The organism is Bradyrhizobium sp. 40, from assembly GCF_023100925.1.
Lineage (GTDB): Bacteria > Pseudomonadota > Alphaproteobacteria > Rhizobiales > Xanthobacteraceae > Bradyrhizobium.
Window position 1 is genome coordinate 5,002,775 of sequence record NZ_CP064688.1, and the last position, 22,131, is coordinate 5,024,905.

General features: G+C 64.9%; 23 protein-coding genes. 8 read left to right on the top strand and 15 right to left on the bottom strand.

Going from position 1 to position 22,131, the window contains the following annotated elements:
- Positions 1–22: 22 nt before the first annotated feature.
- Together IVB40_RS24195 and IVB40_RS24200 are read right to left on the bottom strand one after the other, a co-directional pair.
- Positions 23–1,081 (bottom strand): putative sulfate exporter family transporter, encoded by a 1,059-nt coding sequence (locus IVB40_RS24195; protein WP_027569168.1) that lies wholly within the window; start codon positions 1,079–1,081, stop codon positions 23–25.
- A gap of 130 nt (positions 1,082–1,211) precedes the next feature.
- Entirely contained in the window at positions 1,212–1,430 is a 219-nt protein-coding gene (locus tag IVB40_RS24200; RefSeq protein ID WP_007593267.1) for a hypothetical protein, read from the bottom strand.
- Between the two features lie 201 nt (positions 1,431–1,631).
- Here IVB40_RS24200 and IVB40_RS24205 point away from each other — a divergent pair, with 201 nt between their 5' ends.
- Positions 1,632–2,267 (top strand): DsbA family protein, encoded by a 636-nt coding sequence (locus IVB40_RS24205; protein ID WP_027569167.1) that lies wholly within the window; start codon positions 1,632–1,634, stop codon positions 2,265–2,267.
- 9 nt (positions 2,268–2,276) lie between these two features.
- Here IVB40_RS24205 and ald read toward each other — a convergent pair whose 3' ends face one another.
- Entirely contained in the window at positions 2,277–3,392 is a 1,116-nt protein-coding gene (ald, locus tag IVB40_RS24210; protein WP_247816547.1) for an alanine dehydrogenase, read from the bottom strand.
- Between the two features lie 134 nt (positions 3,393–3,526).
- On the opposite strand from ald, the gene IVB40_RS24215 reads away from it, so the two are divergent.
- The 4 genes from IVB40_RS24215 to IVB40_RS24230 all read left to right on the top strand — a co-directional run bounded on the left by IVB40_RS24215 (position 3,527) and on the right by IVB40_RS24230 (position 7,862).
- Positions 3,527–4,006 (top strand): Lrp/AsnC family transcriptional regulator, encoded by a 480-nt coding sequence (locus IVB40_RS24215; RefSeq protein WP_027569165.1) that lies wholly within the window; start codon positions 3,527–3,529, stop codon positions 4,004–4,006.
- A 139-nt stretch (positions 4,007–4,145) separates the two neighbouring features.
- Complete coding sequence (locus IVB40_RS24220; protein ID WP_247359813.1) at positions 4,146–4,637, top strand: (2Fe-2S)-binding protein; 492 nt, start codon at positions 4,146–4,148, stop codon at positions 4,635–4,637.
- On the top strand, positions 4,634–5,650 hold the full coding sequence (locus tag IVB40_RS24225; protein ID WP_247816548.1) for a xanthine dehydrogenase family protein subunit M: 1,017 nt from the start codon (positions 4,634–4,636) through the stop codon (positions 5,648–5,650). The genes IVB40_RS24220 and IVB40_RS24225 overlap by 4 nt, the downstream gene beginning before the upstream one ends.
- 7 nt (positions 5,651–5,657) lie before the next feature.
- Complete coding sequence (locus tag IVB40_RS24230) at positions 5,658–7,862, top strand: xanthine dehydrogenase family protein molybdopterin-binding subunit (RefSeq protein ID WP_247816549.1); 2,205 nt, start codon at positions 5,658–5,660, stop codon at positions 7,860–7,862.
- A gap of 61 nt (positions 7,863–7,923) precedes the next feature.
- Here IVB40_RS24230 and IVB40_RS24235 read toward each other — a convergent pair whose 3' ends face one another.
- Both IVB40_RS24235 and IVB40_RS24240 read right to left on the bottom strand, forming a co-directional pair.
- Positions 7,924–8,136: a hypothetical protein gene (locus tag IVB40_RS24235; RefSeq protein ID WP_027569161.1), complete on the bottom strand. Its 213-nt coding sequence runs from the start codon at positions 8,134–8,136 to the stop codon at positions 7,924–7,926.
- A gap of 186 nt (positions 8,137–8,322) precedes the next feature.
- Positions 8,323–9,372, bottom strand: coding sequence for a hydroxyacid dehydrogenase (locus tag IVB40_RS24240; RefSeq protein WP_247816550.1), 1,050 nt, complete (start codon positions 9,370–9,372; stop codon positions 8,323–8,325).
- A gap of 278 nt (positions 9,373–9,650) precedes the next feature.
- Here IVB40_RS24240 and IVB40_RS24245 point away from each other — a divergent pair, with 278 nt between their 5' ends.
- The 3 genes from IVB40_RS24245 to IVB40_RS24255 all read left to right on the top strand — a co-directional run bounded on the left by IVB40_RS24245 (position 9,651) and on the right by IVB40_RS24255 (position 11,285).
- On the top strand, positions 9,651–10,217 hold the full coding sequence (locus IVB40_RS24245; RefSeq protein WP_247816551.1) for a thiamine pyrophosphate-binding protein: 567 nt from the start codon (positions 9,651–9,653) through the stop codon (positions 10,215–10,217).
- Between the two features lie 11 nt (positions 10,218–10,228).
- Positions 10,229–10,831: a thiamine pyrophosphate-dependent enzyme gene (locus IVB40_RS24250; RefSeq protein ID WP_247467614.1), complete on the top strand. Its 603-nt coding sequence runs from the start codon at positions 10,229–10,231 to the stop codon at positions 10,829–10,831.
- Positions 10,832–10,907: 76 nt separating this feature from the next.
- The gene (locus IVB40_RS24255) at positions 10,908–11,285 is read left to right on the top strand and encodes a VanZ family protein (RefSeq protein ID WP_247288887.1); all 378 of its coding nucleotides are present in this window, start codon (positions 10,908–10,910) and stop codon (positions 11,283–11,285) included.
- A gap of 42 nt (positions 11,286–11,327) precedes the next feature.
- Here the strand turns inward: IVB40_RS24255 and IVB40_RS24260 are convergent, their stop codons facing one another.
- The 10 genes from IVB40_RS24260 to IVB40_RS24305 all read right to left on the bottom strand — a co-directional run bounded on the left by IVB40_RS24260 (position 11,328) and on the right by IVB40_RS24305 (position 22,105).
- Positions 11,328–11,711 carry a DUF1236 domain-containing protein gene (locus tag IVB40_RS24260; RefSeq protein ID WP_007593296.1) on the bottom strand — a complete coding sequence of 128 codons (384 nt, stop codon included), beginning with the start codon at positions 11,709–11,711 and terminating at the stop codon, positions 11,328–11,330.
- A gap of 115 nt (positions 11,712–11,826) precedes the next feature.
- Entirely contained in the window at positions 11,827–12,714 is an 888-nt protein-coding gene (locus IVB40_RS24265; protein ID WP_247816552.1) for a 2-hydroxy-3-oxopropionate reductase, read from the bottom strand.
- 12 nt (positions 12,715–12,726) lie between these two features.
- A complete protein-coding gene (hyi, locus tag IVB40_RS24270) occupies positions 12,727–13,512 on the bottom strand; it encodes a hydroxypyruvate isomerase (RefSeq protein WP_247816553.1) in 786 nt (261 codons plus the stop codon).
- A 12-nt stretch (positions 13,513–13,524) separates the two neighbouring features.
- A complete protein-coding gene (gcl, locus tag IVB40_RS24275; protein ID WP_247816554.1) occupies positions 13,525–15,315 on the bottom strand; it encodes a glyoxylate carboligase in 1,791 nt (596 codons plus the stop codon).
- Positions 15,316–15,468: 153 nt separating this feature from the next.
- Complete coding sequence (locus IVB40_RS24280; RefSeq protein WP_247816555.1) at positions 15,469–17,271, bottom strand: adenine deaminase C-terminal domain-containing protein; 1,803 nt, start codon at positions 17,269–17,271, stop codon at positions 15,469–15,471.
- An 85-nt stretch (positions 17,272–17,356) separates the two neighbouring features.
- Positions 17,357–18,157: an NYN domain-containing protein gene (locus IVB40_RS24285; RefSeq protein ID WP_247816556.1), complete on the bottom strand. Its 801-nt coding sequence runs from the start codon at positions 18,155–18,157 to the stop codon at positions 17,357–17,359.
- Positions 18,158–18,209: 52 nt separating this feature from the next.
- Positions 18,210–19,709, bottom strand: coding sequence for a tripartite tricarboxylate transporter permease (locus IVB40_RS24290; RefSeq protein ID WP_247359822.1), 1,500 nt, complete (start codon positions 19,707–19,709; stop codon positions 18,210–18,212).
- Complete coding sequence (locus IVB40_RS24295) at positions 19,709–20,194, bottom strand: tripartite tricarboxylate transporter TctB family protein (protein WP_247816557.1); 486 nt, start codon at positions 20,192–20,194, stop codon at positions 19,709–19,711. The genes IVB40_RS24290 and IVB40_RS24295 overlap by 1 nt, the downstream gene beginning before the upstream one ends.
- A complete protein-coding gene (locus IVB40_RS24300; RefSeq protein ID WP_018458586.1) occupies positions 20,191–21,159 on the bottom strand; it encodes a tripartite tricarboxylate transporter substrate binding protein in 969 nt (322 codons plus the stop codon). The genes IVB40_RS24295 and IVB40_RS24300 overlap by 4 nt, the downstream gene beginning before the upstream one ends.
- A gap of 103 nt (positions 21,160–21,262) precedes the next feature.
- Positions 21,263–22,105 carry an IclR family transcriptional regulator gene (locus IVB40_RS24305; protein WP_027569149.1) on the bottom strand — a complete coding sequence of 281 codons (843 nt, stop codon included), beginning with the start codon at positions 22,103–22,105 and terminating at the stop codon, positions 21,263–21,265.
- Positions 22,106–22,131: the final 26 nt, after the last annotated feature.

The following is a 22,131-nucleotide window of genomic DNA, read 5'->3' on the forward strand; positions in this document are numbered from 1 at the left end:
GAGTTCGCGGCTACAGCCGCCTTCACTTGAACCAGTGCACCAGTGCGATGCTGATGCCGAGCAGCAGCATCAGCGACAGCGTCACGGCCGCCGTCACCCTGCCCCCGACATTGGCCAGCACACGAACGTCGACACCCAGACCCAGCGCCGCCATCGACACCACCGTGAGAAAGCTGGTGATCTTCGTCACCGGACCAACCACCGTGCCTGGCACGATCTCCAGGGATCGCAGGGTCGCCAGCGCAAGGAAGCCGAGGATGAACCACGGGACCAAGCGGAAAAAGCCGACACTGGTCTTCTTGGCGTCGCTGTGCCAGCGCGAGGCCGTCAGCGAGAGGCCGACGACGACCGGCCCGAGCATCAGCACCCGCATCAGCTTGACGAGCGTGCCGATCTGCGTCGAGACGAGCCCCGCCGGCACAGTCGCCGCAAGCACCTGCGGCACGGCATAGACGGTGAGGCCTGCGAGGATGCCGTATTGCGTGGCCGATAGCTGCAGCAGCGGGATCAGCAGCGGCAGGCCGAGCACCATCATCACGCCGAGGATGGCGGTGAAGGAGATCGAGGATGCGATCTCGTCATTGTTGGCGCCGATGATCGGCGCCACCGCCGCAATCGCCGAGTTGCCGCAGATCGAGTTGCCGCAGGCGATCAGGATCGAGAGCCGCGTCGAGAGACCAAGCAGGCGGCTGATGCCGAAGGAGACGCAGAGCGCGACCACAACGACGGCCGCGATCGAGGCCAACAGCGCGACGCCGGACGCCGCGATAGCAGCAAAGCTGATCGAGGCCCCCAGCAGCATGACGGCGACTTCGAGCAGCTGCTTGGCGCTGAAGGCGATGCCGGACTGCCAGCGCGGCGCGGGCTTCCAGAAGCTGCGCACGGCCATGCCGAGCAAGATCGCCATCACCAGCGCCTCGACATAGGGATGCTCGAAGACGCCCAATTCCGCCCTTTCGAGCAGGGCCGAAACACCGGCCACGGCGATGCAGAGGAGGATCCCGGGAATCAGCGCGACGATGCGGCCAGTGGCCGTGGTCGGCTTGGCGTCGGCCGGACTGGATGCTTGATTCTGCGACACAAATCTCTCCCCGAGGAGAAGGATTTATACGCAGCGCCATCCGATTGGGAAATAAGTTTTCGACATATCAGGGCTCAGGGAAGTTCTATCCTCAGCCCGGGATAATCCGGCTCGGAAGTTCAGGCGCGCCTTAGAAGATCAAGCTCTTGGCCAGTGAGGCGACGCGGCTGAAGCCGTCATAGACGCCGGGCTCGAAGAAGGCCGCACGCGCCAGCACGATGCCGGCGACCAGCGACCAGAACAGGCCGGTGCCGACCCGCAGCAGCAGCTTTGACCCGCGCGAGCGCGGCTGGGTGTCCGTTGCGGACACCAATTGCTCGCCGAAAGGCTCAAACCTGGTGCGTTCCATGGCAGTCAATCCATCAATTTCTGATGGAAATGTCGTCGTTTCGGCCCCAAACAGCAATGGAAGCGATTGGCTTTTTTGCCTCCCGAAGGGGAAACTCCTTCCGCCGGACGGACCCGGGGCAATAGTTTTCTTCTTCCGGCCTATTTGAGCACCGGCGCCACGGCGAGCAGGTAGCGCCGCGCGTATGAAAGGAATCTGCCAATGCCAAATCCCCGCGTGCGTATCTACACCGACTACAAGAGCCCCTACGCATTCGTGGCCAACAAGCGCCTGTTCGAACTCGAGGAGACGCACGGCGTCGAGCTCGAATGGCTGCCCTATACGCTGCGCGTTGCCGAATTCATGGGGACCGTGGAAGAGCGCACGCCGCATTTCTGGCGCAAGGTGCGCTACGCCTATATGGACGCTCGGCGCTATGCCAATGCGCAAGGGCTCGTCATGAAAGGGCCCCGGCGGATCTACGACGCGTTCTATTCCAGCGTCGGCATGCTGTTCGCCCAACAGCACAGCTTCTTCCGTCCGTATCACGATGCGGTGTTTCGGCGCTTCTGGAGCCATGAGCTCGAGATCGACGATCTCGCCGCCATCACGGACGTCATCACGTCCTGCGGTGGTTCAGCCAGTGAGTTCAAAGCCTACATCCATGGCCCCGCCCGCGCCGAGCATGACCGCATCATCGACGAGGCCGAAGCGCTCGGCGTGTTCGGCGTGCCGACCATGGTATTCAACGGCGAGCTGTTCTGGGGCGGCGACCGCATCGACATGCTGATCGAACGCATCGAGGAGCCTGAGACGATCGAAGCCGCGCTCGGCAGCCGCCATCGCAAGCCGGTATGAGCAGCAACGCTACGCCGCCAGCCCGCTCCCCACCGGAGCAAACTCCGGCCCGAGGCTTTCGGCCACCGCCTTGTTGGTGATGCGGCCGCGATGCACATTCAGCCCGTTGCGCAGATGTGGATTTTCCAGCACTGCAGCAAAACCCTTGTTCGCAAGCATCAAGCCGAACGGCAGCGTCGCGTTGTTCAGCGCCTGGCTCGACGTCACCGGCACCGCGCCGGGCATATTGGCCACGCAATAATGCACGATGCCGTCGACCAGATAGGTCGGATCGGCATGCGTGGTCGGGTGCGAGGTCTCGAAGCAGCCGCCCTGATCGATCGCGACGTCGACCAGCACGGCGCCCGGTCGCATCGATGTCAACATCGCACGCGTGACGAGCTTGGGCGCGCTCGCGCCCGGCACCAGCACCGCGCCGATCACGACGTCGGCAGCGAACACCTCCTCCTCAACTGATTCGATGGTGGAGAAGCGGGTGCGTACGCGCCCGGCAAAGAGATCATCAAGCTGCCGCAACCGAGGAATAGAGCGGTCGATCACGGTGATCTCCGCGCCAAGGCCCGCGGCCATGCGCGCGGCTTGCGTTCCCACTACGCCGCCGCCCAGCACGACGACCCGCGCCGGCTGCACGCCGGGAACGCCGCCCAGCAGCAGTCCGCGGCCCCCGGCCGAACGCTTGAGCGCGGCGCCGGCGGCCTCGATGGCGAGGCGGCCGGCGACTTCGCTCATCGGCGCAAGCAGGGGGAGGTGACCGGCCGCGTCGGTGACGGTTTCATAGGCGATCGCAGTACAGCCGGAGGCGAGCAAACCCCTGGCCTGTTCGGGATCCGGCGCGAGATGGAGATAAGTGAACAGGATCTGGCTTTCGCGGAGCTGGGCCCACTCGCTTTTCTGGGGCTCCTTCACCTTCACGATCATGTCGGAGTTCGCGAAGATGTCGCGTGCGCTCTCGGCAATGATCGCCCCTGCCCGCCGGTAGACTTCGTCGGAGGCGCCGATGCCGCCACCCGCACCGGTCTCGACCGTCACCTCGTGCCCCGCCGCGACATATTCGCGGACCGCACCCGGGGTGAGCCCGACGCGATATTCCTGCACTTTGATTTCCTTGGGCACACCGACGCGCATCCCGGGCCTCCTTTTGATTCACCTCATGATCGTAGCGACCTGCCCGGTTTGGTTTCGTGCAAATATCCGCTAGCTTTGGCGTCCCTGCGCCGGTTTCCGGCGCGCAAACGCCCTTTCACGCTGGAAACGAAACTTTGGCCCTGGACCGGAAAGATCTCGCCATCCTCGCGGAACTCACGACCAATGCGCGGGCCAGCCACACCGAGCTCGCCAACAAGGTTGGGCTCTCCAGCACCGCGCTCGCGCGGCGGCAGAAGGCACTTGAGGACGACGGCTACATCCAAGGCTATCAGGCCACGCTCGACCTCGCGCAATTCGGCCTCACCACCACGGTACTGGTCCGCATCGCGCTGGAAAGCCAGAGCGATGAGGCGTTGAAGGCGTTCGAGGCGGAGGTGGTGAAATGCCCGTCCGTCGTGCGCTGCTTCCTGATGTCGGGGACCGACGACTACATTTTGATCGTGCTCGCCCGCGACATCCAGGATTTCGAGCGCATCCACCGCATGGAGCTGTCGCGCCTGCCGCGCGTCGCGCGGGTCCAATCGAGCTTCGCGCTGCGCGAGGTCGTCAACCGCGCCGTGCCGAATGTGGTGTTCGGCGAAGCAAAGCGCTGACCGCAACCTCTCGGAAAGGCGAACTGCCTGCAAGGAACCAACCGGTCGGTGGTCCGTTGGGCGCTATTGGCCGGCGGAGGCGTGCCCCCGCGTCAACACGGCTGACGTCCGGCACGGTCGCCGTCGCAGGGAGCAGGACATGGGCGATGTCACGCATCAGATTTCCGAACGAATCCCGATCCATCTTGTCGTCAACGGCGTCAGTCACACGCTCGATCTCGTGCCATGGACCACGCTGCTCGACGCCTTGCGGGACCATCTTGCGCTGAGCGGCACCAAGAAGGGCTGCGACCATGGTCAGTGCGGCGCCTGCACTGTGCTGGTGGATGGCCGGCGCGTCAATTCGTGCCTCACGCTCGCCGTCATGAAGGACGGCGCGGAGATCACGACTGTCGAAGGTCTTGCCAAGGACGGCGCACTGCATCCCGTGCAACAGGCGTTTATCGACCATGACGCCTTCCAGTGCGGCTATTGCACGCCGGGACAGATATGTTCGGCGGCCGGACTGCTCGCCGAAGGCCGTGCCCGTGATTCCGACGAGATCCGGGAGCTCATGAGCGGAAACCTCTGCCGCTGCGGCGCCTATCCGAACATCGTCGCCGCCATCCAGCAGGCAATGGGCCAGCCATGAACAATTTCCAATACGCCCGAGCCACTGATGTCGCCGACGCGATCCGCCTGCTCGCCGCCGATCCCGACGCCAAGCTGATTGCCGGCGGCACCAATCTGATCGACCTGATGAAAGAGAATGTCGAGCGCCCCTCCCGGCTGATCGACATCTCCCGCCTGCCGCTCCGGGAGGTCCAGGAGACGACCGACGGGTCCTTGCGCATCGGCGCCCTGGTGCCGAACTCGGACCTCGCCTACCATCCATTGATCGAGCAGCGCTATCCCCTGCTCGCCAGCGCGATCCTAGCCGGCGCGTCGGCGCAATTGCGCAACATGGCCTCCGTTGGTGGCAATCTGATGCAGCGAACGCGTTGCGCCTACTTCTATGACACGGCCACGCCCTGCAACAAGCGACATCCCGGCAGCGGCTGCTCGGCGATGGACGGGCTGAACCGCAACCATGCGATCCTGGGCACGAGCGCCGCCTGCATCGCGACCAATCCATCCGATATGAGCGTGGCGCTTGCCGCGCTGGACGGGCTCGTGCACGTCGCGGGTCCTTCCGGCGAACGCACCATCGCGTTGACCGATTTCCATCGGCTGCCCGGCGACAAGCCTCATGTCGATACCAATCTCGGCACCGGTGAGATCATCACGGCGATCGAGCTGCCGCCGCGCGGCTTTGCACAAAACTACAGCTACCTAAAAATTCGCGACCGGATGTCTTATGCTTTCGCTCTGGTCTCGGTCGCCGCCGCACTCGAATTGGAGGGCAACGCGATCAGCGGGGCACGCCTGGCGCTCGGCGGCGTGGCGCACAAGCCCTGGCGTAGCCTCGAAGCCGAAGCGGCGTTGCGCGGCCAGGCCGCAACGCCCGATCACTTCTCGCACGCCGCGGATCTCTTGCTCCAGGGAGCAACGGCCCGCTCACATAACGGCTTCAAGGTCGAGCTCGCACGCCGCGCCATCGTGCGGACGCTCACACAGGCGGCGAACGCCACGCCGCAATCCCAGGCCCACAAGAAGATCGCGTGAGGACCCCATGAACGCTTATGTCGGAACGCCAACGTCGCGTGTCGACGGCCGCGCCAAGGTCACCGGCGCCGCCAAATACGCCGGCGAATTTCCGGCCGACAAGCTCCTCCATGGGTTCGTCGTCGAGGCTACCATTCCATGCGGGCGCATTGCCCGCCTCGACACCAATGCGGCGCTGCAGATCAAGGGCGTGCTCGACGTGCTCACGCATGCGAACCGTCCGCCGCTGGCCGATAAGGACGAGGCGTGGAAGGACGAGGTGGCGCCCGAGGAAGGCTCGCCTTTCCGTCCGCTTTATGATGACAAAATCAAGTTCAATGGCCAGCCGATCGCACTGGTCGTCGCGGAGGACTGGGAAACCGCGAAATTCGCCGCGACGCTCGTGCGGGTCGACTATGAGCAGCATGGTTTTGCGACCGACCTCGAAGGCGAGCGCGGCAACGCTGCCGAGAAGGACAAGCCGCATAAGCCGCGGGGCGACGCCGCAGCCGCCCTTGCGGGAGCTGATGTGCGCCATGTGGCGGACTACGTGATACCGACCGAGCATCACAACCCGATGGAGCTCTATGCGACCACGGCGGTCTGGGACAGCAATGGTAAGCTCACGATCTATGACAAGACGCAGGGCGTCCAGAACGTCCACAAATTTCTCTGCGGCGTGTTCGACAGGAAGCCGGAGGACATTCGGGTGATCTCGCCATACGTCGGCGGCGCCTTCGGTTCCGGCTTGCGGCCGCAATATCAGGTGGTGTTGGCAACGCTCGGCGCGCTCGCGCTGAAACGGTCCGTTCGCGTCGTGCTGACACGGCAGCAGATGTACGGGCTCGGCTACCGGCCAATGACCATCGAGCGCGTCGGGCTCGGTGCAAAGTCAGATGGTACGCTCGATGCGGTCACGCACGAGGCCATTGCCGTCACCTCGCGCTACGAGGATTTTGCCCGCAACGATACCGGCTGGGCCGAACAGCTCTACCGCAGCCCGAACAGCCGCTTGTCCCACAAGCTGGTCCACCTTGACGTCTCCACCCCCTGCGACATGCGCGCACCGGGCGCGGCGTCGGGCGTCTGCGCGCTCGAATGCGCGATGGACGAGCTTGCCGTCGCACTCAAGCTCGACCCGGTCGACCTGCGGCTGAAGTGCTACTCGGACCGCGACCAGAGCGAAAACCTGCCCTACACCAGCAAGCAGTTGCAGGCATGCTACGCGCGCGGCGCGGACGCCTTCGGCTGGAGCAGACGCGATCCTGCGCCGCGCTCGATGCGCGACGGCAAGGAGCTGGTCGGCTGGGGCATGGCCACTGGTGTGTGGGAAGCACTGCAGATGCCAGTCGCCGTCCGTATCGTGCTGACGTCGAACGGACATGCCGAGGTGTCTTGCGCGGCATCCGACATCGGCACCGGCACCTACACCATTGTGGCGCAGGTCGCGGCCGACGCACTCGGCCTGCCGATCGAGAACATCAGCGTCAGGCTCGCCGATTCGACCTTGCCGCAGGCGCCAGTCGAGGGCGGCTCCTGGATGGCCGCCTCGAGCGCACATGCGGTGCTCGCAGCCGCCGAGGAGGTGCGCAAGGAGCTGTTAGATCTGGCCGGAAAGATGCCAGGCTCGCCGCTCGCCGGCGCCGAGTTGGCCGATACGGTCCTGATCGACGGCAGCATTGCCGGCGCCAGCGACAACAGCCGCGCGGTCTCGATCGCCGACGCAATGCGCCATGGCGGGGTCGAACGCATCGAGAAGGAAAAGCTCAACCAGTTCGATGAGGACAAGAAGCACGCGCGCAACACCCATTCGGCCGTCTTCGCCGAGGTCAAGGTCGACGAAGAGCTAAATGTCGTTCGCGTGACGCGGGTCGTCAGCGCCGTCGCGGCCGGGCGGATTCTGAACACCAAGACCGGCCGCAGCCAGATCATGGGCGGCGTGGTCTGGGGAATCGGGATGGCCCTGCACGAGGAGACGGTGATGGATCACCGCTTCGGCCGGATCATGAATGCGAATATCGCCGAGTACCACATTCCGGTGAACGCAGATGTTCGCGACATCGACGTGATCTTCGTCGACGAGCCGGACGCGCACATCAACGCGCTCGGCATCAAGGGCATTGGCGAAATCGGCATTGTGGGCGTCCCGGCGGCGATCGCAAACGCCGTCTATCACGCCACCGGCAAACGCATCCGCCGCTTCCCGATCACACTGGACAAGCTGCTCGACTGAGACGGTGCAGCGGTCCCGCTCGGCGCCAGCGTGACCTCACGGCGCCCGGCCGCCAAGCCCCTCACGACGGAAAGTCAGCCGGTCTGACCTGGATGCGGTCGGCATGCAACGACCAGTGGTGCAACGCCTGGTCCGCGCAAAACCTTGCCTTCGCCCGCTCTCTGGCTTCGTCCTCGTCGGAAGCGTCGACCTCGAGCGTGCCTTGGCACACCTCGATCTGCCGGCCGTATTGGCCGAGCACGTCCTTCATGAACCTGACCACATAAGTTGACATGGGACCTCCTGCCTGCCCCGGCGGCGCTCACTCTAATCCCATTTAGCCGGATTGCGGGAGGGAGATTTTGACGCGGATCAAAGTCGGGCGCGATTCCCGCCCGCCGATCATTCGGTGGCGCGTAGCGCTAACCGGGACATTGGGCAGCAGGAGCATCGCACCCCGGAAGGACAAAGCGACCATCGACTACGCCGGCGTCGCACCAAACGCCTGCTTGAATCGCTCCGCATAGCGTGGCCAGACCTCGGGATTGATGATGCGCGGCGGGCGCTTGCCGTCCAGCGTCTGCAGCACCTGCTCGGCGGCGATCCGGCCCATGTTCTGCCGCGCCTCGATCGTGACGCCCGCGGTATGCGGGCTCGCCAGCACGTTGTCGAGCTGGAGCAGCGGATGCTCCGGTGGCGGCGGCTCCTTGGACCAGACGTCGAGACCGGCGCCCGCAATGCGCTTGTCACGCAACGCCTGGAGCAGCGCATCTTCGTCGTGGATGAAGCCACGCGCCGTGGTGATAAAGTACGCATGCGGCTGCATCAACCCAAACTCGCGCACGCTGATCATATTGCGGCTGCCCTTGTCGAGCGGACAGGAGATCGAGACGAAGTCCGCGCGGCGCAAAAGCTCGTCGAGCTCGACCTTCTCGCCACCCCGCTCGGCCATCACCTCGGCCGTCAGGTACGGATCGTAGGCCAGCACCTTCATGCCGAACAGGCCCTTGCACAGCGCGGCGATGCGGCGACCGACATTGCCGAGGCCGATGATGCCGACGGTCTTGTGCTCGATCTCGTTGCCGACGAGTTCGTTGCGGTTGACGTTGGCCTCCCTGCGAAGCTTGCGGTCGGACTGGATGATGCGCTTGGACAACGTCAGCATCATCGCCAGCGCGTGCTCGGCGACGGAATGGGCATTGCCGCCGGACTGGTTGACGACCAGCACGCCGGCATCGGTGCAGGCCTCGACGTCGACAGGATCGAATCCCGCGCCGTTGCTGGAGACGAGCAGCAGGTTCGGCGCGCGCTTCAGGAAGGCAGCATCGACATGGAAGTGCGGGGCCAGTTCGTCGCGGGCGGCGCCGATCTGGTAGACATGAGCCGCTTCGATGATCGGCGCGAAAAAGTCCTCGGGGCTCTCGTTCTCGATGCGATCGAGCCGGACGTCGGGCCGCGCCTTCAGGATGTCGATGTAGATCGGGTTGGCCAGATATTTGACGTAGAAGACGCGCTTGCTGTTGACGGACATCAGGACCCTTCCGGCTTTCTCCAGGAGATCCGCAGGGCCAGCGCGGCGCGCTCTCCTTCCATGCGTTCCTCCGTTCTCTTGTTATTGCCGCTTATGACACGGTGGCGCCGGCCGCGGCAGGCCGTCTGGCGCAGATCACGGTGCAGCCCGGACATGTTGACAATCCCGCTGCCTGCGTCAAGTTCGGCAGACCGCCGCGACGGCCAAGACGACGCCTAAGACGCCGCCTGAGACAATGGCAAAGACCAAGAAGCATGCGCGGCCGAAGGGAGAACGCAATGGCGATTGCGGAGCAACAGACCTCGTCCAAGGCGGCGCAGACCTCCAGCGACAAGAGCTGGCACGGCATCGTCCTGCAAACCCTGAAGCGGAACGAGATCAGCCTCGTCCCTTACGTGCCCGACCGCGTGCTGACGCCGCTGATCAAGAACCTGCACGCCGATCCGTTCTTCACCACCTTTGCCACCGCCCGCGAGGAGGAGGCCGTCGGCATCGTCTCGGGCGCCTGGATGGGCGGACGGCGCGGTGCGGTGCTGATGCAGACCTCGGGCTTTGCGACGCTCGCCAACGTGCTGGCCTCGCTCGCGGTGCCCTACCAGATTCCGCTGATCATGTTCGTGTCCGAACGCGGCACGCTCGGCGAATTCAACTACGGCCAGTCACTGGTCTGCCGCACCATGCGTCCGGTGCTGGATTCTCTGGCGCTGGAGCATCACACCATCACCCGGCTCGACGAGCTCGAATTCATTGCCGACCGTTCGATCAAGCAGGCCGTGACGACGCAGGCGCCGGTCGCGCTGATCCTCAACCCGCTGCTCACGGGCGGCAAGGTGTTCGACAAGTGAGGCCGGCGCAAATGAATACAGACGCGCGCAACACCAAAGTGATGAACCGCTTCGACGTCACCTCGCGCCTGATCGCGAAACTCGAGCACGAGGAAGCCGTGATCGGCGGCATCGGCAACACCAATTTCGACCTCTGGGCCGCCGGCCACCGTCCGCAGAATTTCTACATGCTCGGCAGCATGGGGCTCGCCTTCCCGATCGCGCTGGGCGTGGCGCTGGCGCAGCCGGACCGGCGCGTCTTCGCGCTCGAAGGCGACGGCTCGCTGCTGATGCAGCTCGGCGCGCTCTCGACGATTGCGGCGTTGAAGCCGAAGAACCTCACCATGATCGTAATGGACAACGGCATCTATCAGATCACCGGCGCGCAGCCGACACCGGCCGCGAACGTGGCTGACATCGTCGCCATCGCGACCGGCTCCGGGCTTACCAACAGCGCCTGGGCCGCGGACGAGGAGGATTTCGAGCGTCTGGTCGAAGAAGCCATGTCGGCCGGCGAGCCGAGCCTGATCGCCGTTCGTATCGATGACAAGCCTGGCGTCGGCGCCACCCGACGCGACCCCGTACAAATCCGGGAACGCTTCATGCACGGCCTGGGCGTGCGTGAGCCGCTTTAACGTTTCGTCATTAACTACACGGCGATCTGATCCCGGCCCCTCGGCAGGCTGCTGCAATCCATGCTAAGCGGTGCGGATGTCCATTTTGGTTCGCTCCTCTGCCTGGCTGCTTGCCGCCGCCGTCGCCTTTGCAACCCTCGGCCCGCCCGGCCTGCGGCCCCATTCCGACCTTGGCCAGGACGGTGAACACGCCCTCGCCTTCGTCCTGGTGGGACTAGCCTTCGGCCTCGCCTATCCGCGCCGCCGCCTGTCGGCTACAGCCATCGCTGTGGTGCTGATCGGCCTGCTCGAACTGATGCAATTCTGGGCACCGGGACGACATGCGCGGCTGGAGGACTTTCTGGTCGATGCCGGCACCACCTGCATCGGCTTCGCCCTCGCGACCGTCGCCGATTGGGCCTTGACGCGGTTTCGCGCAAATTCGGCCCTGACGAGCCAAGGCCCCGCGGAGTGATGCTCCGCAGGGCCCGCCTTTCAAAGCTCACGCTCCGATCGATCAGTCGATGATCTTGACGACGCGGCGCGTGCGCGGCTCCACGATCACGCGGCGATCGTTCACGACCGCATAGCGATACTCGGTGTAGTTCGGCACGGGCCGCAGCACCACGGTCGGCGGCAGGGGCTCGCCGACCACGACGCGCTCGTGAACCACGACGGAATCATCACGCGGAATTCCGCCCAGGATCGCGTTCGGAATTTCAAGGCCGGCGCCCACGGCTGCACCGACGGTACCACCGACCATCGCACCGACCGGACCGCCGATGTCGCCGCCCGCGCGTGCGCCGTTCCTGGCGCCCTCTTCGGTCGTCGACTGAGCAAAGGCCGCACTCGACGCCAGCAGCGACGCGGCAGCCAACGAAATCGCAAGACGGGTTTTCATGTGCTTATGTCTCCAGTGATTGTTGTGCGCCTTCAACCGCGGGGCCGGATCATTGTTCCGGTTCCCTCGCCCGATCTAGGCAGAACCACAACGGAGACTGTTACCCGGTAACAGTTCAGGCCGCGGCGATCTCGTGCCCCGCCATCAGTTCCAGCGCGCGCACCATCGCCGAATGGTCCCAGCCCTTGCCGCCATGCGCGGCGCAGGACGAGAACAGTTGCTGCGCCACTGCGGTGCTCGGCAGCGACAGGCCGAGCGCGCGGGCGCCTTCAAGCGCGAGGTTAAGATCCTTCTGGTGCAGCTCGATGCGGAAGCCGGGATCGAAATTGCGCTTCACCATGCGCTCGCCATGCACTTCGAGAATCCGCGAAGACGCAAAGCCGCCCATCAGGGCCTGCCGCACCAGCGCCGGATCCGCACCGGCTTTCGACGCGAACAGCAGCGCTTCGCTGACCGCCTCGATCGTCAACGCGACGATGATCTGGTTGGCGACCTTCGTCGTCTGGCCGTCGCCATTGGCGCCGACGCGGGTGACGTTCTTTCCCATCCTGTCGAAGATCGGCTTCATGGTGTTGAAGGCGCGCTCGGGGCCACCGACCATGATGGTGAGGCTTGCCGCCTTGGCACCAACCTCCCCGCCTGACACCGGTGCGTCGAGATAATCCGCGCCGAGCGCCTCGATCTTCTCCGCAAACTCCTTGGTCGCCAGCGGCGAGATCGAGCTCATGTCGACCACGATCTTGCCCTTGGAAATGCCGCCCGCGACGCCGTCCTTGCCAAACAGCACGGCCTCCACCTGCGGGGTATCCGGCACCATGATGATGACCGCATCCGCCTTCTCCGCAACCTCCTTGCTTGACTTGCAGACAACGCCGCCGGCGGCGATCAGCTCGGGTGCGACCGGCCCGACATCGTGCAGGAGAACGCGATGGCCTGCGGCCAGAAGATGACCGGCCATCGGCCGTCCCATGGTGCCAAGTCCGATAAAGCCGATGTCGATCATGTCAAAGTTTCCTCAGGTCTCGAAAGTCTGCGCCGCGTGCCAGGACAGGCCGTCCAGCGTCCTGGTGCGCGGCTTGTATTCGCAACCGATCCAGCCGCGATACCCGATCGCGTCGAGATGGCGGAACAGGAAGGGATAGTTGATCTCGCCCGTGCCGGGCTCGTGGCGGCCGGGATTATCGGCGAGCTGGATGTGCGCGATCTGCGGGAGACATTCCTGCATGGTACGGGCGAGATCGCCCTCCATGATCTGCATGTGGTAGATATCGTACTGGATGAACAGATTGTTCGAGCGCACCTCGGAGATCAGCTGCACGGCCTGCGCGGTGCCGTTAAGGAAGAAGCCGGGGATATCGAGCGTGTTGATCGGCTCGACCAGAAGCTTGATGTTCTCCCGCGCCAGGGTCGACGCCGCAAAGCGCAGATTCCCGACCAGCGTCTCGTTGAGCTCGCGCGGATCGGCATCGACAGGCGCGATACCGACGAGACAGTTGAGCTGCTCGCAATCCAGCGCCTTGGCATAGTCGATGGCACGAAACACGCCGTCCCTGAACTCGCTGACACGATCCGGCAGGATCGCGATGCCGCGCTCGCTCGCGGCCCAATTGCCGGCCGGCAGATTGTGCAGCACCTGCGTCAGCCCATGGCTGTCGAGCTGCTCGCGCAACTGCGCCTTCTCGAAATCATAGGGGAAGAGGTACTCGACACCGGAAAAGCCCGCCGCTTTCGCCGCGGCGAAGCGGTCCACGAACGGCATTTCGTTGAAGAGCATGGTGAGGTTGGCGGCGAATTTCGGCATGATGCTGGTCCCCTATTCCGCCGGCTGCAGGACGCCCGGCCGCGCGGTCGCGACCTCGTCGAGCGGCAGGTCCAGCACCTCCTCGAACTCGACGACGTTGTCGATTTCCGTGCCCATCGCGATGTTGGTGACGCGCTCGAGAATGAACTCGACCATCACAGGCACGCGGTACTTCGCCATCCATTCGCGTGCGGTGGCGAACGCGGCCTGCGCGTCCTTGGGATCGGTGACGCGGATCGCCTTGCAGCCGAGCCCTTCGGCGACGGCGACGTGATCGACGCCGTAGCCGCCGAGCTCGGGCGCGTTGATGTTCTCAAAGGAGAGCTGGACGTGATAGTCCATGTCGAAGCCGCGCTGGGCCTGGCGGATCAGGCCGAGATAGGAATTGTTCACGACGACGTGGATGTAGGGCAGGTTGAACTGCGCCCCGACCGCGAGCTCCTCGATCAGGAACTGGAAGTCGTAGTCGCCCGAGAGCGCGACGATATCGCGATCCGGGCACGCCGCGCGCACGCCGAGCGCCGCAGGTAGGGTCCAGCCGAGCGGCCCCGCCTGCCCGGCATTGATCCAGTTGCGCGGCTTATAGACACCCAGGAACTGCGCACCGGCGATTTGCGAAAGGCCGATCACGGTGACGTAGCAGGTGTCGCGGCCAAACGCCTTGGTCATCTCCTCGTAGACGCGCTGGGGCTTGATCGGGACGTTGTCGAAATGGCTCTTGCGCAACATCGTCTTCTTGCGGTCCCGGCAGGAAGCGGGCCACGCCTGGCGCTCGCGCAACCTGCCTGAGCGGCGCCACTCCCTGGCTACGGCGACGAACAGTTCGAGCGCCGCCTTCGCGTCCGAGACGATGCCGAGGTCGGGATTGAACACGCGCCCGATCTGGGTCGGCTCGATATCCACATGCACGAAGGTGCGACCCTTGGTGTAGGTCTCGACCGAGCCGGTGTGGCGGTTTGCCCAGCGGTTGCCGATGCCGAGCACGAAATCGGATTCGAGCATGGTGGCATTGCCGTAACGATGGCTGGTCTGAAGACCGACCATGCCGGCCATCAGCACGTGGTCGTCGGGGATGGCCCCCCAGCCCATCAGCGTCGGCACAACCGGCACGTTGGCGATCTCGGCGAATTCCACCAGCAAATCCGAGGCGTCGGCGTTGATGACACCGCCGCCCGCGACGATCAGCGGACGCTCGGCCGCATTGAGCATCTCCAGCGCCTTCTCGACCTGCTTGCGGGTCGCGCTGGGCTTGTAGACCGGCAGCGGCTCGTAGGTCTCGTCGTCGAACTCCATTTCGGCGAGCTGCACGTCGAGCGGCATGTCGATCAGGACCGGGCCGGGCCTTCCCGAGCGCATCACGTGAAACGCCTGGCTGAACACGCGGGGCACCAGCGCCGGCTCGCGCACCGTCACCGCCCATTTGGTCACGGGCTTTGCGATCGATTCGATGTCGACGGCCTGGAAATCCTCTTTGTAGAGTCGCGCGCGCGGCGCCTGCCCGGTGATGCAGAGGATCGGGATGGAATCGGCGATCGCCGAATAGAGCCCGGTGATCATGTCGGTCCCGGCCGGCCCCGAGGTTCCGATGCAGACGCCGATATTGCCGGCCTTGGCCCGCGTATAGCCCTCGGCCATATGCGAGGCACCTTCGACATGCCGCGCCAGGATATGGCGGATCGAGCCGCGCTTCTTCAGCGCCGAGTAAAGCGGATTGATCGCGGCCCCAGGAACGCCAAAGGCAGTCGAGATACCTTCCTTCTCCAGAATTCGCACGGCAGCATCGATGGCTCGCATCTTCGCCATATCGGACCTCGCTTGAGTTGCATTGGCTCGAGCGAGATCATCGGGCCCGCGGGGGCTGCACTCAACGAGATCGATTTTATTTTCCACGATGCGGCAGCCGTGGAAAAATCGCGGCGGTCTCAATCGGTTAGATCGAGACTCGCGTGAAAGCGCTCACTCGAACAGCGGCGCCAGCTGCATCTGCGGCACCAGCACAAGGCCCTTGTCGGTGATACGAATTTCCGGAATGACCGATAGCGGAATCAAATTGAAGCCCATGTAGGGGATGGTGCAGCCGGCTTCCGCCCATTCCTTCTTCAGCACCTTGACCTCTTCCGCCACCTCCGTGACGCGCTTGTCGGACAAGAGCCCAGCGATCGGCAACGGCACCAGCGCCCTCACCTTTCCGTCAGCGACGAGGCAGACGGCGCCCTGTTGCTCCTTGATGGCGGCGACCGCGACCTGCATGTCGGCCTCGTTGGTGCCGGCAACGATGATGTTGTGGCTGTCGTGGCCGACGCTGGAGGCGACCGCGCCGCGCTTGAGGCCAAAGTCCTTCAAGAGGCCATAGGCGACATTGCCGGCCGATTTGCCATGGCGCTCGACCACCGTGACAAAGCACAGGCCGTAGCGCGCAAACAGCGTCGGCCAGTCCTTTGCGGGCTCGATCGCGATCTTCTCGTGGATCAGCGTGATGCCGGGCAACGCGGTCTTGATGGCGTTGACGGTGCAGGCCTTCACCGGCAGTTCCGGTATTAGCGTGACCTTCTCGGGCAGCTTCACGGTCGCATAGGCCGCCTTCGGATATTGATAGCGCTGCGACAGCGCCTTATCGAGCTTCGGCGTGATCTTGCGGTTCTCGACCACCAGCTCACCGCCGTACCAGGTCGATTGCGGCTCGAGATTATCGTCCATCAGCACGAGATCGGCGCGACGCCCCCCGCCGAGCCCGCCGATATCGCTGTCCATGTTGAAGCGCGTGGCGCCATGCAGCGATCCGATCGACCAGGCCTGCTCCGGCGACATTCCCGCCTTCACGGCTTCGCGCACCACCCAATCGAGCCCAAACAGCAGGAGATCGTCGGCATCGCGATCGTCGGTGCATACTGCGGTGCGCTTATGCGAGGCCCCGAGCTCGGTGATGGTCCGGATCGCCTGCGGCAGCGAGTGCCAGGGTGTGGTCGGCGGTCCTCCGCGCAGGAACACCCAGACGCCGGCATCGAGCAAATCGTCGGCGATGTCGCGGTCGATCGCCTCGTGCGTATCGGTGACGCCGCTCGCCGCATAGGCCGCAACGAACTCGCGGCCATAAACATGACCGGATACCGGCCGCCCGCGCTTCAGGGCGGCGGCGAGGATGGCGTGGCTTCGCTCGTCCCCCATGGTGACAGGCACAAAGTCCATCTTCTCGCCGAGCGCGACCGCTTCCGGCCAACGGTCGAACAGGCCGGCGATCTTGTCGGGCGTGAGGTCGCCACCCGCGGTCTCGAGTGCGGCTGAGGTGGCCGGCACCGTGCTTGGCACGGTCAAAAAGATCGACAACGGCGCCTCGCGCGCGTCCTCCAGCATCGCCTCGACGCCGGCGACGTCCATGACGTTGCCGATCTCGTGGCTGTCGCAGAAGATCGTAGTGGTGCCGTTGAGCAATGCGGCTTCGGCATAGGCGCAGGCCGTCACCATCGAGGATTCGATGTGGATGTGCGGATCAACTAGGCCCGGCGCGATAATGCCGCCAGCGGCATCGTAGGTCGTGACGCCGCTCCAGGCCTTCTTGGCCGTTCCAGCCGGCTTTACCGCCGCAATGCGGCCGCCGGTGATCCAGACCTCACGTCCCTGATGGATGCGCTCCGAATAGGTCGAGAGCACGCGCGCGCCGGTGACGACGAGATCCGGCGCGACACGGGCCGAGGCCACATCGGCGAGACGCCGGGTCATCGAATGCAACGGTGCGACGGCGAAGCGGGTAAGTCTGGTCATCAGGACCCTCGCGTGGCGTTATGGCCCTGCGATGGTTACGCTCCGCGCCCGACCGGGCAAGCGCAAATATAACGGCACGCCCTGCTTACGCCTTAGGCGTCGAACCGCCTGCCGCCGCCGGCCTCGCGGGTCTGCGCGAGTTCCGCCTTCGCGGGGCCGGTGCGGCAGCGGGCTTGACCCGAATCCGCATCGACCTCCCGTTCTGCTCGTCGATCTCAAAGGAATTGGTCTTTCGCACGAGGTCGCTCAGTTTGCGGAAGCCGAACGTTCTAGGATCGAAATCGGACGCGAGATTGGCAAGTTGGCGACCGACTTCCCCGAGCGTCACCCAGCCGTCCTCGCTCTCCATCTGGGTGATGACCTTCTTGATGATGGGGGTTGCGGCATCGAGCGGCTGAAGCGACGTCGATCTCGAGGCGGCGTCCTGGGTGTTCGCCGGCGCGGGAAGCAGGTTCTCCGTGTAGACGAACCTTCGACAGGCCTGCCGGAAGCTCTCCGGCGTCTTCTGTTCGCCGAACCCAAAGACATCGATGCCCTGCTCCCGGATTCGGGCGGCGAGACGGGTAAAATCGCTGTCCGAGGACACCAGGCAAAAGCCGTCGAAACGGCCGCTGTGAAGCAGGTCCATCGCGTCGATGACCAGGGTGATGTCCGAGGCATTCTTGCCGGTCGTATAGGCAAACTGCTGCTGCGGGATGATGGCGTGCTTCGACAGGATGTCGGCCCAGCCCCTCGACCTGGCATTGGAGAAGTCGCCGTAGATGCGGCGAACGCTGGCCTCGCCGATCTTGGCAATCTCCTCGAAGAGTCCATCGGCGATCTTTGCCGAAGCATTGTCGGCATCAATCAGGACAGCGAGACGGGGCGAACGGAGCTCTGACGGCATGACTTTTCCCACGAGATGAACGTAGCATTAGAAGACGCTCGCGTCGGGATGGCTAGTCCTCGTTCGCTTTGAAGCGTCCCATCCCTTTCAGCACGAAGGGTGCCAGCAGCGCGATCAACGCCAGCGCAAGCAGCGTCGCCGAGATCGGGCTCTGGAGCAGCGTCATGGGATCGCCGAGGCTGATCGCGAGCGCGCGACGCAGCTGGCTCTCGGCGATCGGGCCGAGGATCAGGCCGACCACGACGGGCGCGATCGGAAAATCGAACCGCCGCATCAAAAAGCCGAGCACGCCGAAGCCGGCCAGCATCGACAGTTCGACCACCGACGGCTTTGCGGCGATGGTGCCCATGGTCGCGAACACCAGGATGCCGGCATAGAGCCACGGTTGCGGGATCGCCAGCAGCCGCACCCACAGGCCAACCAGCGGCAGATTGAGCACCAGCAGCATGCAATTTGCGATGAACAGGCTCGCAATCAGGCCCCACACGAGGTCGGGCCGCTCGGCGAACAGCAGCGGCCCCGGGTTGAGGCCGTATTGCTGGAACCCCGCCAACATCATCGCGGCCGTCGCCGAGGTCGGCAATCCCAGCGTCAGGAGCGGCACCAGCGTGCCCGCAGCCGAAGCGTTGTTGGCGGCCTCCGGTCCTGCGACGCCTTCGATCGCGCCCTTGCCGAATTCTTCGGGGTATTTGGTCAGCCGCTTCTCGCAGGAATAGGACAAAAAGGTCGGGATCTCCGCGCCGCCGGCGGGCAGCGCACCGATCGGGAAGCCGAACATGGTGCCGCGCAGCCACGGCTTCCACGATCGCTTCCAGTCTTCCTTGGTCATCCACAGCGAGCCGCGCACCGGCTCGAGCTTCTCCTCGGTGTGGTGACGGCGTGACGCGACGTAGAGCGCCTCGCCCACCGCGAACAGGCCGACCGCGAGCGTCGTCACCTCGACGCCATCGAGCAGCTCGGGCACTCCGAACGCAAGCCGCGCCTGACCGGTCAGCTTGTCGATGCCGACGAGGCCCAACGTCAGTCCGATGAACAGGCTGGTCAGGCCGCGGATCGGGGAATCGCCGAAGGTCGCCGACACCGTGACGAAGGCGACGCACATCAGCGCGAAGTAATCCTCCGGGCCAAAGCGCACGGCGAAATCGACCAGCCACGGCGCGAGAAAGGCAAGCCCGATGGTGGCGATCGTGCCCGCGACGAAGGACCCGATCGCGGAGGTCGCGAGCGCCGGCCCGCCGCGGCCGGCCTTGGCCATCTTGTTGCCTTCGAGCGCCGTCGCCATCGAGGCGCTCTCGCCGGGCGTGTTGATCAAGATGGCCGTGGTCGATCCGCCATACATGCCGCCATAGTAGATGCCGGCGAACATGATCAGCGAACCGCCGGGATCAAGCTTGTACGTCACCGGCAGCAGCAGCGCGACCGTCAACGCCGGGCCGATGCCGGGCAGCACGCCCACGGCGGTGCCGAGGAACACGCCGATCAGGGCGTAGAGGAGATTCATCGGCTGGACGGCGACCGCCATGCCGTGGGCCAGCGCGGCGAAAGTTTCCATCACAGCAGTCGCTCCAGGGGGCCGGCGGGAAGGCTCAACGTCAACAGGCGGTCGAATGCGAGATAGATGAGGGTCGACATCACGAGGGCGATGGCGGAATCGACCAGGACGGCGCGGCGCCCAAATGCCGCCGAGGTCGTGACGAACAGCGCCGACGTCGCCAGGATGAACCCGCCGCCGAAGCCGATGATGCCGATCAGCAGCGCAAGACCAGCGAGGATCAAGACCACAGGCACAGGATCGGCGCTCTCGCGCGCCGGCAAATGACCGCGCAGCGCGTCGATGAGATTGCCGATCGCGAGCAGCGCGAGGCCGGAGGCGATCACGACCGGCATGGCTTCCGGCCCCATCCCGTACATCGTGGTCGATTGCAGGCCGCGCGCGTCCCAGACCAGCACCGCGGCAAGACCTGCGAGCAACGCAGCAATGACGACGCCGGCGCGATCAACGCGCCGCGGCGGCTGGACCGGATCGCCCGAGGTCATGACTTGACCAGGCCGACTGATCTCAGCACGTCGGTGACGCGCACGGTTTCCTTCTTCAGGAAGTCGGCGAAGGCGTCGCCGCCGAGATACGCATCCTCCCAGCCCTTCTGCTTGAGGATGTCCTTCCAGGCGTCCGACTTGACCATCTTCTCGACCGCGTCGCTCAGCGTCTTGCGCTGCTCCGGCGTGATCCCGGGAGGCGCGACCACCGAACGCCAGTTGGCGATCACGAGGTCGATGCCCTGCTCCTTGAAGGTCGGGATGTCGCTGCCTGGAATGCGCTTCTCCGAGGTCACGCCGATCGCGCGCAGCTTGCCGGACTTGATCTGCCCGTCATATTCACTGAGGCCGGAAATGCCGGCAGTGACCTTCGCGCCGAGAATGGCGGCGAGCGACTCGCCGCCGCCCGAGAACGGGATGTAGTTGATCTTCTTCGCGTCGGCGCCAACGGCGCCGGCGAACAATGCCGCCATCACATGATCGACGCCACCGGCCGAGCCGCCCGCGAAGGTCACCTTGGCGATGTCGGCCTTCACCGCTGCGGCCAGATCCTGCGCGGTCTTGATCGGTGAATTCGCCGGCACCACGATCACCTGGATTTCCTCGGTGAGGCGCGCGATCGGCGTCACCTGTTCGAGCGTGACGGGTGATTTGTTCATGGCGAGCGCGCCCACCATGACGAAGCCGTTGACCATCAGCTGGTTGCCGTCACCCTTGGCGCCGTTGACGAACTGCGCGATGCCGACGCTGCCGCCTGCGCCGGGAACGTTGGTGACCTGCACGCTGCGTGCGACGCCGGCAGCGACCAGCGCCTGCTGCATCGAGCGCGCGGTCTGGTCCCAGCCACCGCCCGGCGCCGCCGGTGCCATCAGCTTGAGCTCGAGCTGCTGGGCAAAGGCCGGCGTCGCTGCCGCAAGGGTCAGCGCGACAGCTGCGCCGACGAGGCGCGCGGGAAGTTGAAACATGGGACGTCTCCGGGCTCATGCGGACGTTTGCCGCATCGTGTCGTTTGGTCGCATATCAGCCAAAACAGCCGACACTGTCCAGTGACATACCCCGGGTTTCCGATTAGCGGGGTGTCGGAACTGCCCCGCCGAGCGCGGCCGTCAGTTCGGCAGCAACATCACGGACGATCTGCCCGATTTCCGGTAACCGCTGATCGGTCAGCCGGCTCGTCATGCCGGAGACCGAAATCGCCGCGAGCGGCTCGGCGCAGTCGTTGTAGACCACCGCGGCAACGCAGCGCAGGCCCATGCAGGCCTCTTCATCATCCAGCGCGTAGCCTTGCTTTCGGATCTTTTCGAGCTCCTTGAACAGATCGCTCGGCCGCACGATGGATTTCTCGGTCAAGCGTGGCATGCCGTGATGGCGGATGACGGCACCGACGTCCTCGTCGGAATAGGTCGCGAGTACCGCCTTCCCGACGCCGGAGGTCACCATGGGGACGCGGCCGCCGACTTGGGTCAGCGAACGCATGATCTCGCGGCTCTCCATGCGGGTCAGCACGATGATGAACTCGTCGTCGACCATGGCAAGATTAGCGGTCTCGCGGGTAAGATCGCGCAGCTTGCGCAAATAGGGGATGGCCTGGGCGCTGAAATTGCGCCGCCGCGCAAAGCTCGCGCCGACCGTGAAGCTGCGCACGCCGACATGCCATTTGGATTCGGCGCGGTCGAACTGGACGAAGCGGCGGCTTTCCAGCGTGGCGAGCAAGCGGTGCACGGTCGAGGCGGAGAGCCCGGTGCGAACAGCGAGGTCGCTGAGGCGATAGCCCTCGTCGTCCTCGGACAATGTCTCGAGGATCGACAGCGCGCGGTCGACGGATTGCACCCCGCCGTCGCGCGCGTCGTGGTCGGCCTCCGATGGCGATCGGGGCTCGATCGATTTGCGCCGGATCACGTTCCTGCTCATCGCGACCTGACTGTTCTCGCCTCTCC

What these genes read in the sequence shown, in the direction of transcription:
- IVB40_RS24200 (WP_007593267.1), bottom strand. Translation starts at nt 1,430, where the DNA reads ATGGAACGCACCAGGTTTGAGCCTTTCGGCGAGCAATTGGTGTCCGCA.
- IVB40_RS24205 (WP_027569167.1), top strand. Translation starts at nt 1,632, where the DNA reads ATGCCAAATCCCCGCGTGCGTATCTACACCGACTACAAGAGCCCCTAC.
- ald (WP_247816547.1), bottom strand. Translation starts at nt 3,392, where the DNA reads ATGCGCGTCGGTGTGCCCAAGGAAATCAAAGTGCAGGAATATCGCGTC.
- IVB40_RS24220 (WP_247359813.1), top strand. Translation starts at nt 4,146, where the DNA reads ATGGGCGATGTCACGCATCAGATTTCCGAACGAATCCCGATCCATCTT.
- IVB40_RS24225 (WP_247816548.1), top strand. Translation starts at nt 4,634, where the DNA reads ATGAACAATTTCCAATACGCCCGAGCCACTGATGTCGCCGACGCGATC.
- IVB40_RS24230 (WP_247816549.1), top strand. Translation starts at nt 5,658, where the DNA reads ATGAACGCTTATGTCGGAACGCCAACGTCGCGTGTCGACGGCCGCGCC.
- IVB40_RS24235 (WP_027569161.1), bottom strand. Translation starts at nt 8,136, where the DNA reads ATGTCAACTTATGTGGTCAGGTTCATGAAGGACGTGCTCGGCCAATAC.
- IVB40_RS24240 (WP_247816550.1), bottom strand. Translation starts at nt 9,372, where the DNA reads ATGTCCGTCAACAGCAAGCGCGTCTTCTACGTCAAATATCTGGCCAAC.
- IVB40_RS24245 (WP_247816551.1), top strand. Translation starts at nt 9,651, where the DNA reads ATGGCGATTGCGGAGCAACAGACCTCGTCCAAGGCGGCGCAGACCTCC.
- IVB40_RS24250 (WP_247467614.1), top strand. Translation starts at nt 10,229, where the DNA reads ATGAATACAGACGCGCGCAACACCAAAGTGATGAACCGCTTCGACGTC.
- IVB40_RS24255 (WP_247288887.1), top strand. Translation starts at nt 10,908, where the DNA reads ATGTCCATTTTGGTTCGCTCCTCTGCCTGGCTGCTTGCCGCCGCCGTC.
- IVB40_RS24260 (WP_007593296.1), bottom strand. Translation starts at nt 11,711, where the DNA reads ATGAAAACCCGTCTTGCGATTTCGTTGGCTGCCGCGTCGCTGCTGGCG.
- IVB40_RS24265 (WP_247816552.1), bottom strand. Translation starts at nt 12,714, where the DNA reads ATGATCGACATCGGCTTTATCGGACTTGGCACCATGGGACGGCCGATG.
- hyi (WP_247816553.1), bottom strand. Translation starts at nt 13,512, where the DNA reads ATGCCGAAATTCGCCGCCAACCTCACCATGCTCTTCAACGAAATGCCG.
- gcl (WP_247816554.1), bottom strand. Translation starts at nt 15,315, where the DNA reads ATGGCGAAGATGCGAGCCATCGATGCTGCCGTGCGAATTCTGGAGAAG.
- IVB40_RS24280 (WP_247816555.1), bottom strand. Translation starts at nt 17,271, where the DNA reads ATGACCAGACTTACCCGCTTCGCCGTCGCACCGTTGCATTCGATGACC.
- IVB40_RS24285 (WP_247816556.1), bottom strand. Translation starts at nt 18,157, where the DNA reads ATGCCGTCAGAGCTCCGTTCGCCCCGTCTCGCTGTCCTGATTGATGCC.
- IVB40_RS24290 (WP_247359822.1), bottom strand. Translation starts at nt 19,709, where the DNA reads ATGGAAACTTTCGCCGCGCTGGCCCACGGCATGGCGGTCGCCGTCCAG.
- IVB40_RS24295 (WP_247816557.1), bottom strand. Translation starts at nt 20,194, where the DNA reads ATGACCTCGGGCGATCCGGTCCAGCCGCCGCGGCGCGTTGATCGCGCC.
- IVB40_RS24300 (WP_018458586.1), bottom strand. Translation starts at nt 21,159, where the DNA reads ATGTTTCAACTTCCCGCGCGCCTCGTCGGCGCAGCTGTCGCGCTGACC.
- IVB40_RS24305 (WP_027569149.1), bottom strand. Translation starts at nt 22,105, where the DNA reads ATGAGCAGGAACGTGATCCGGCGCAAATCGATCGAGCCCCGATCGCCA.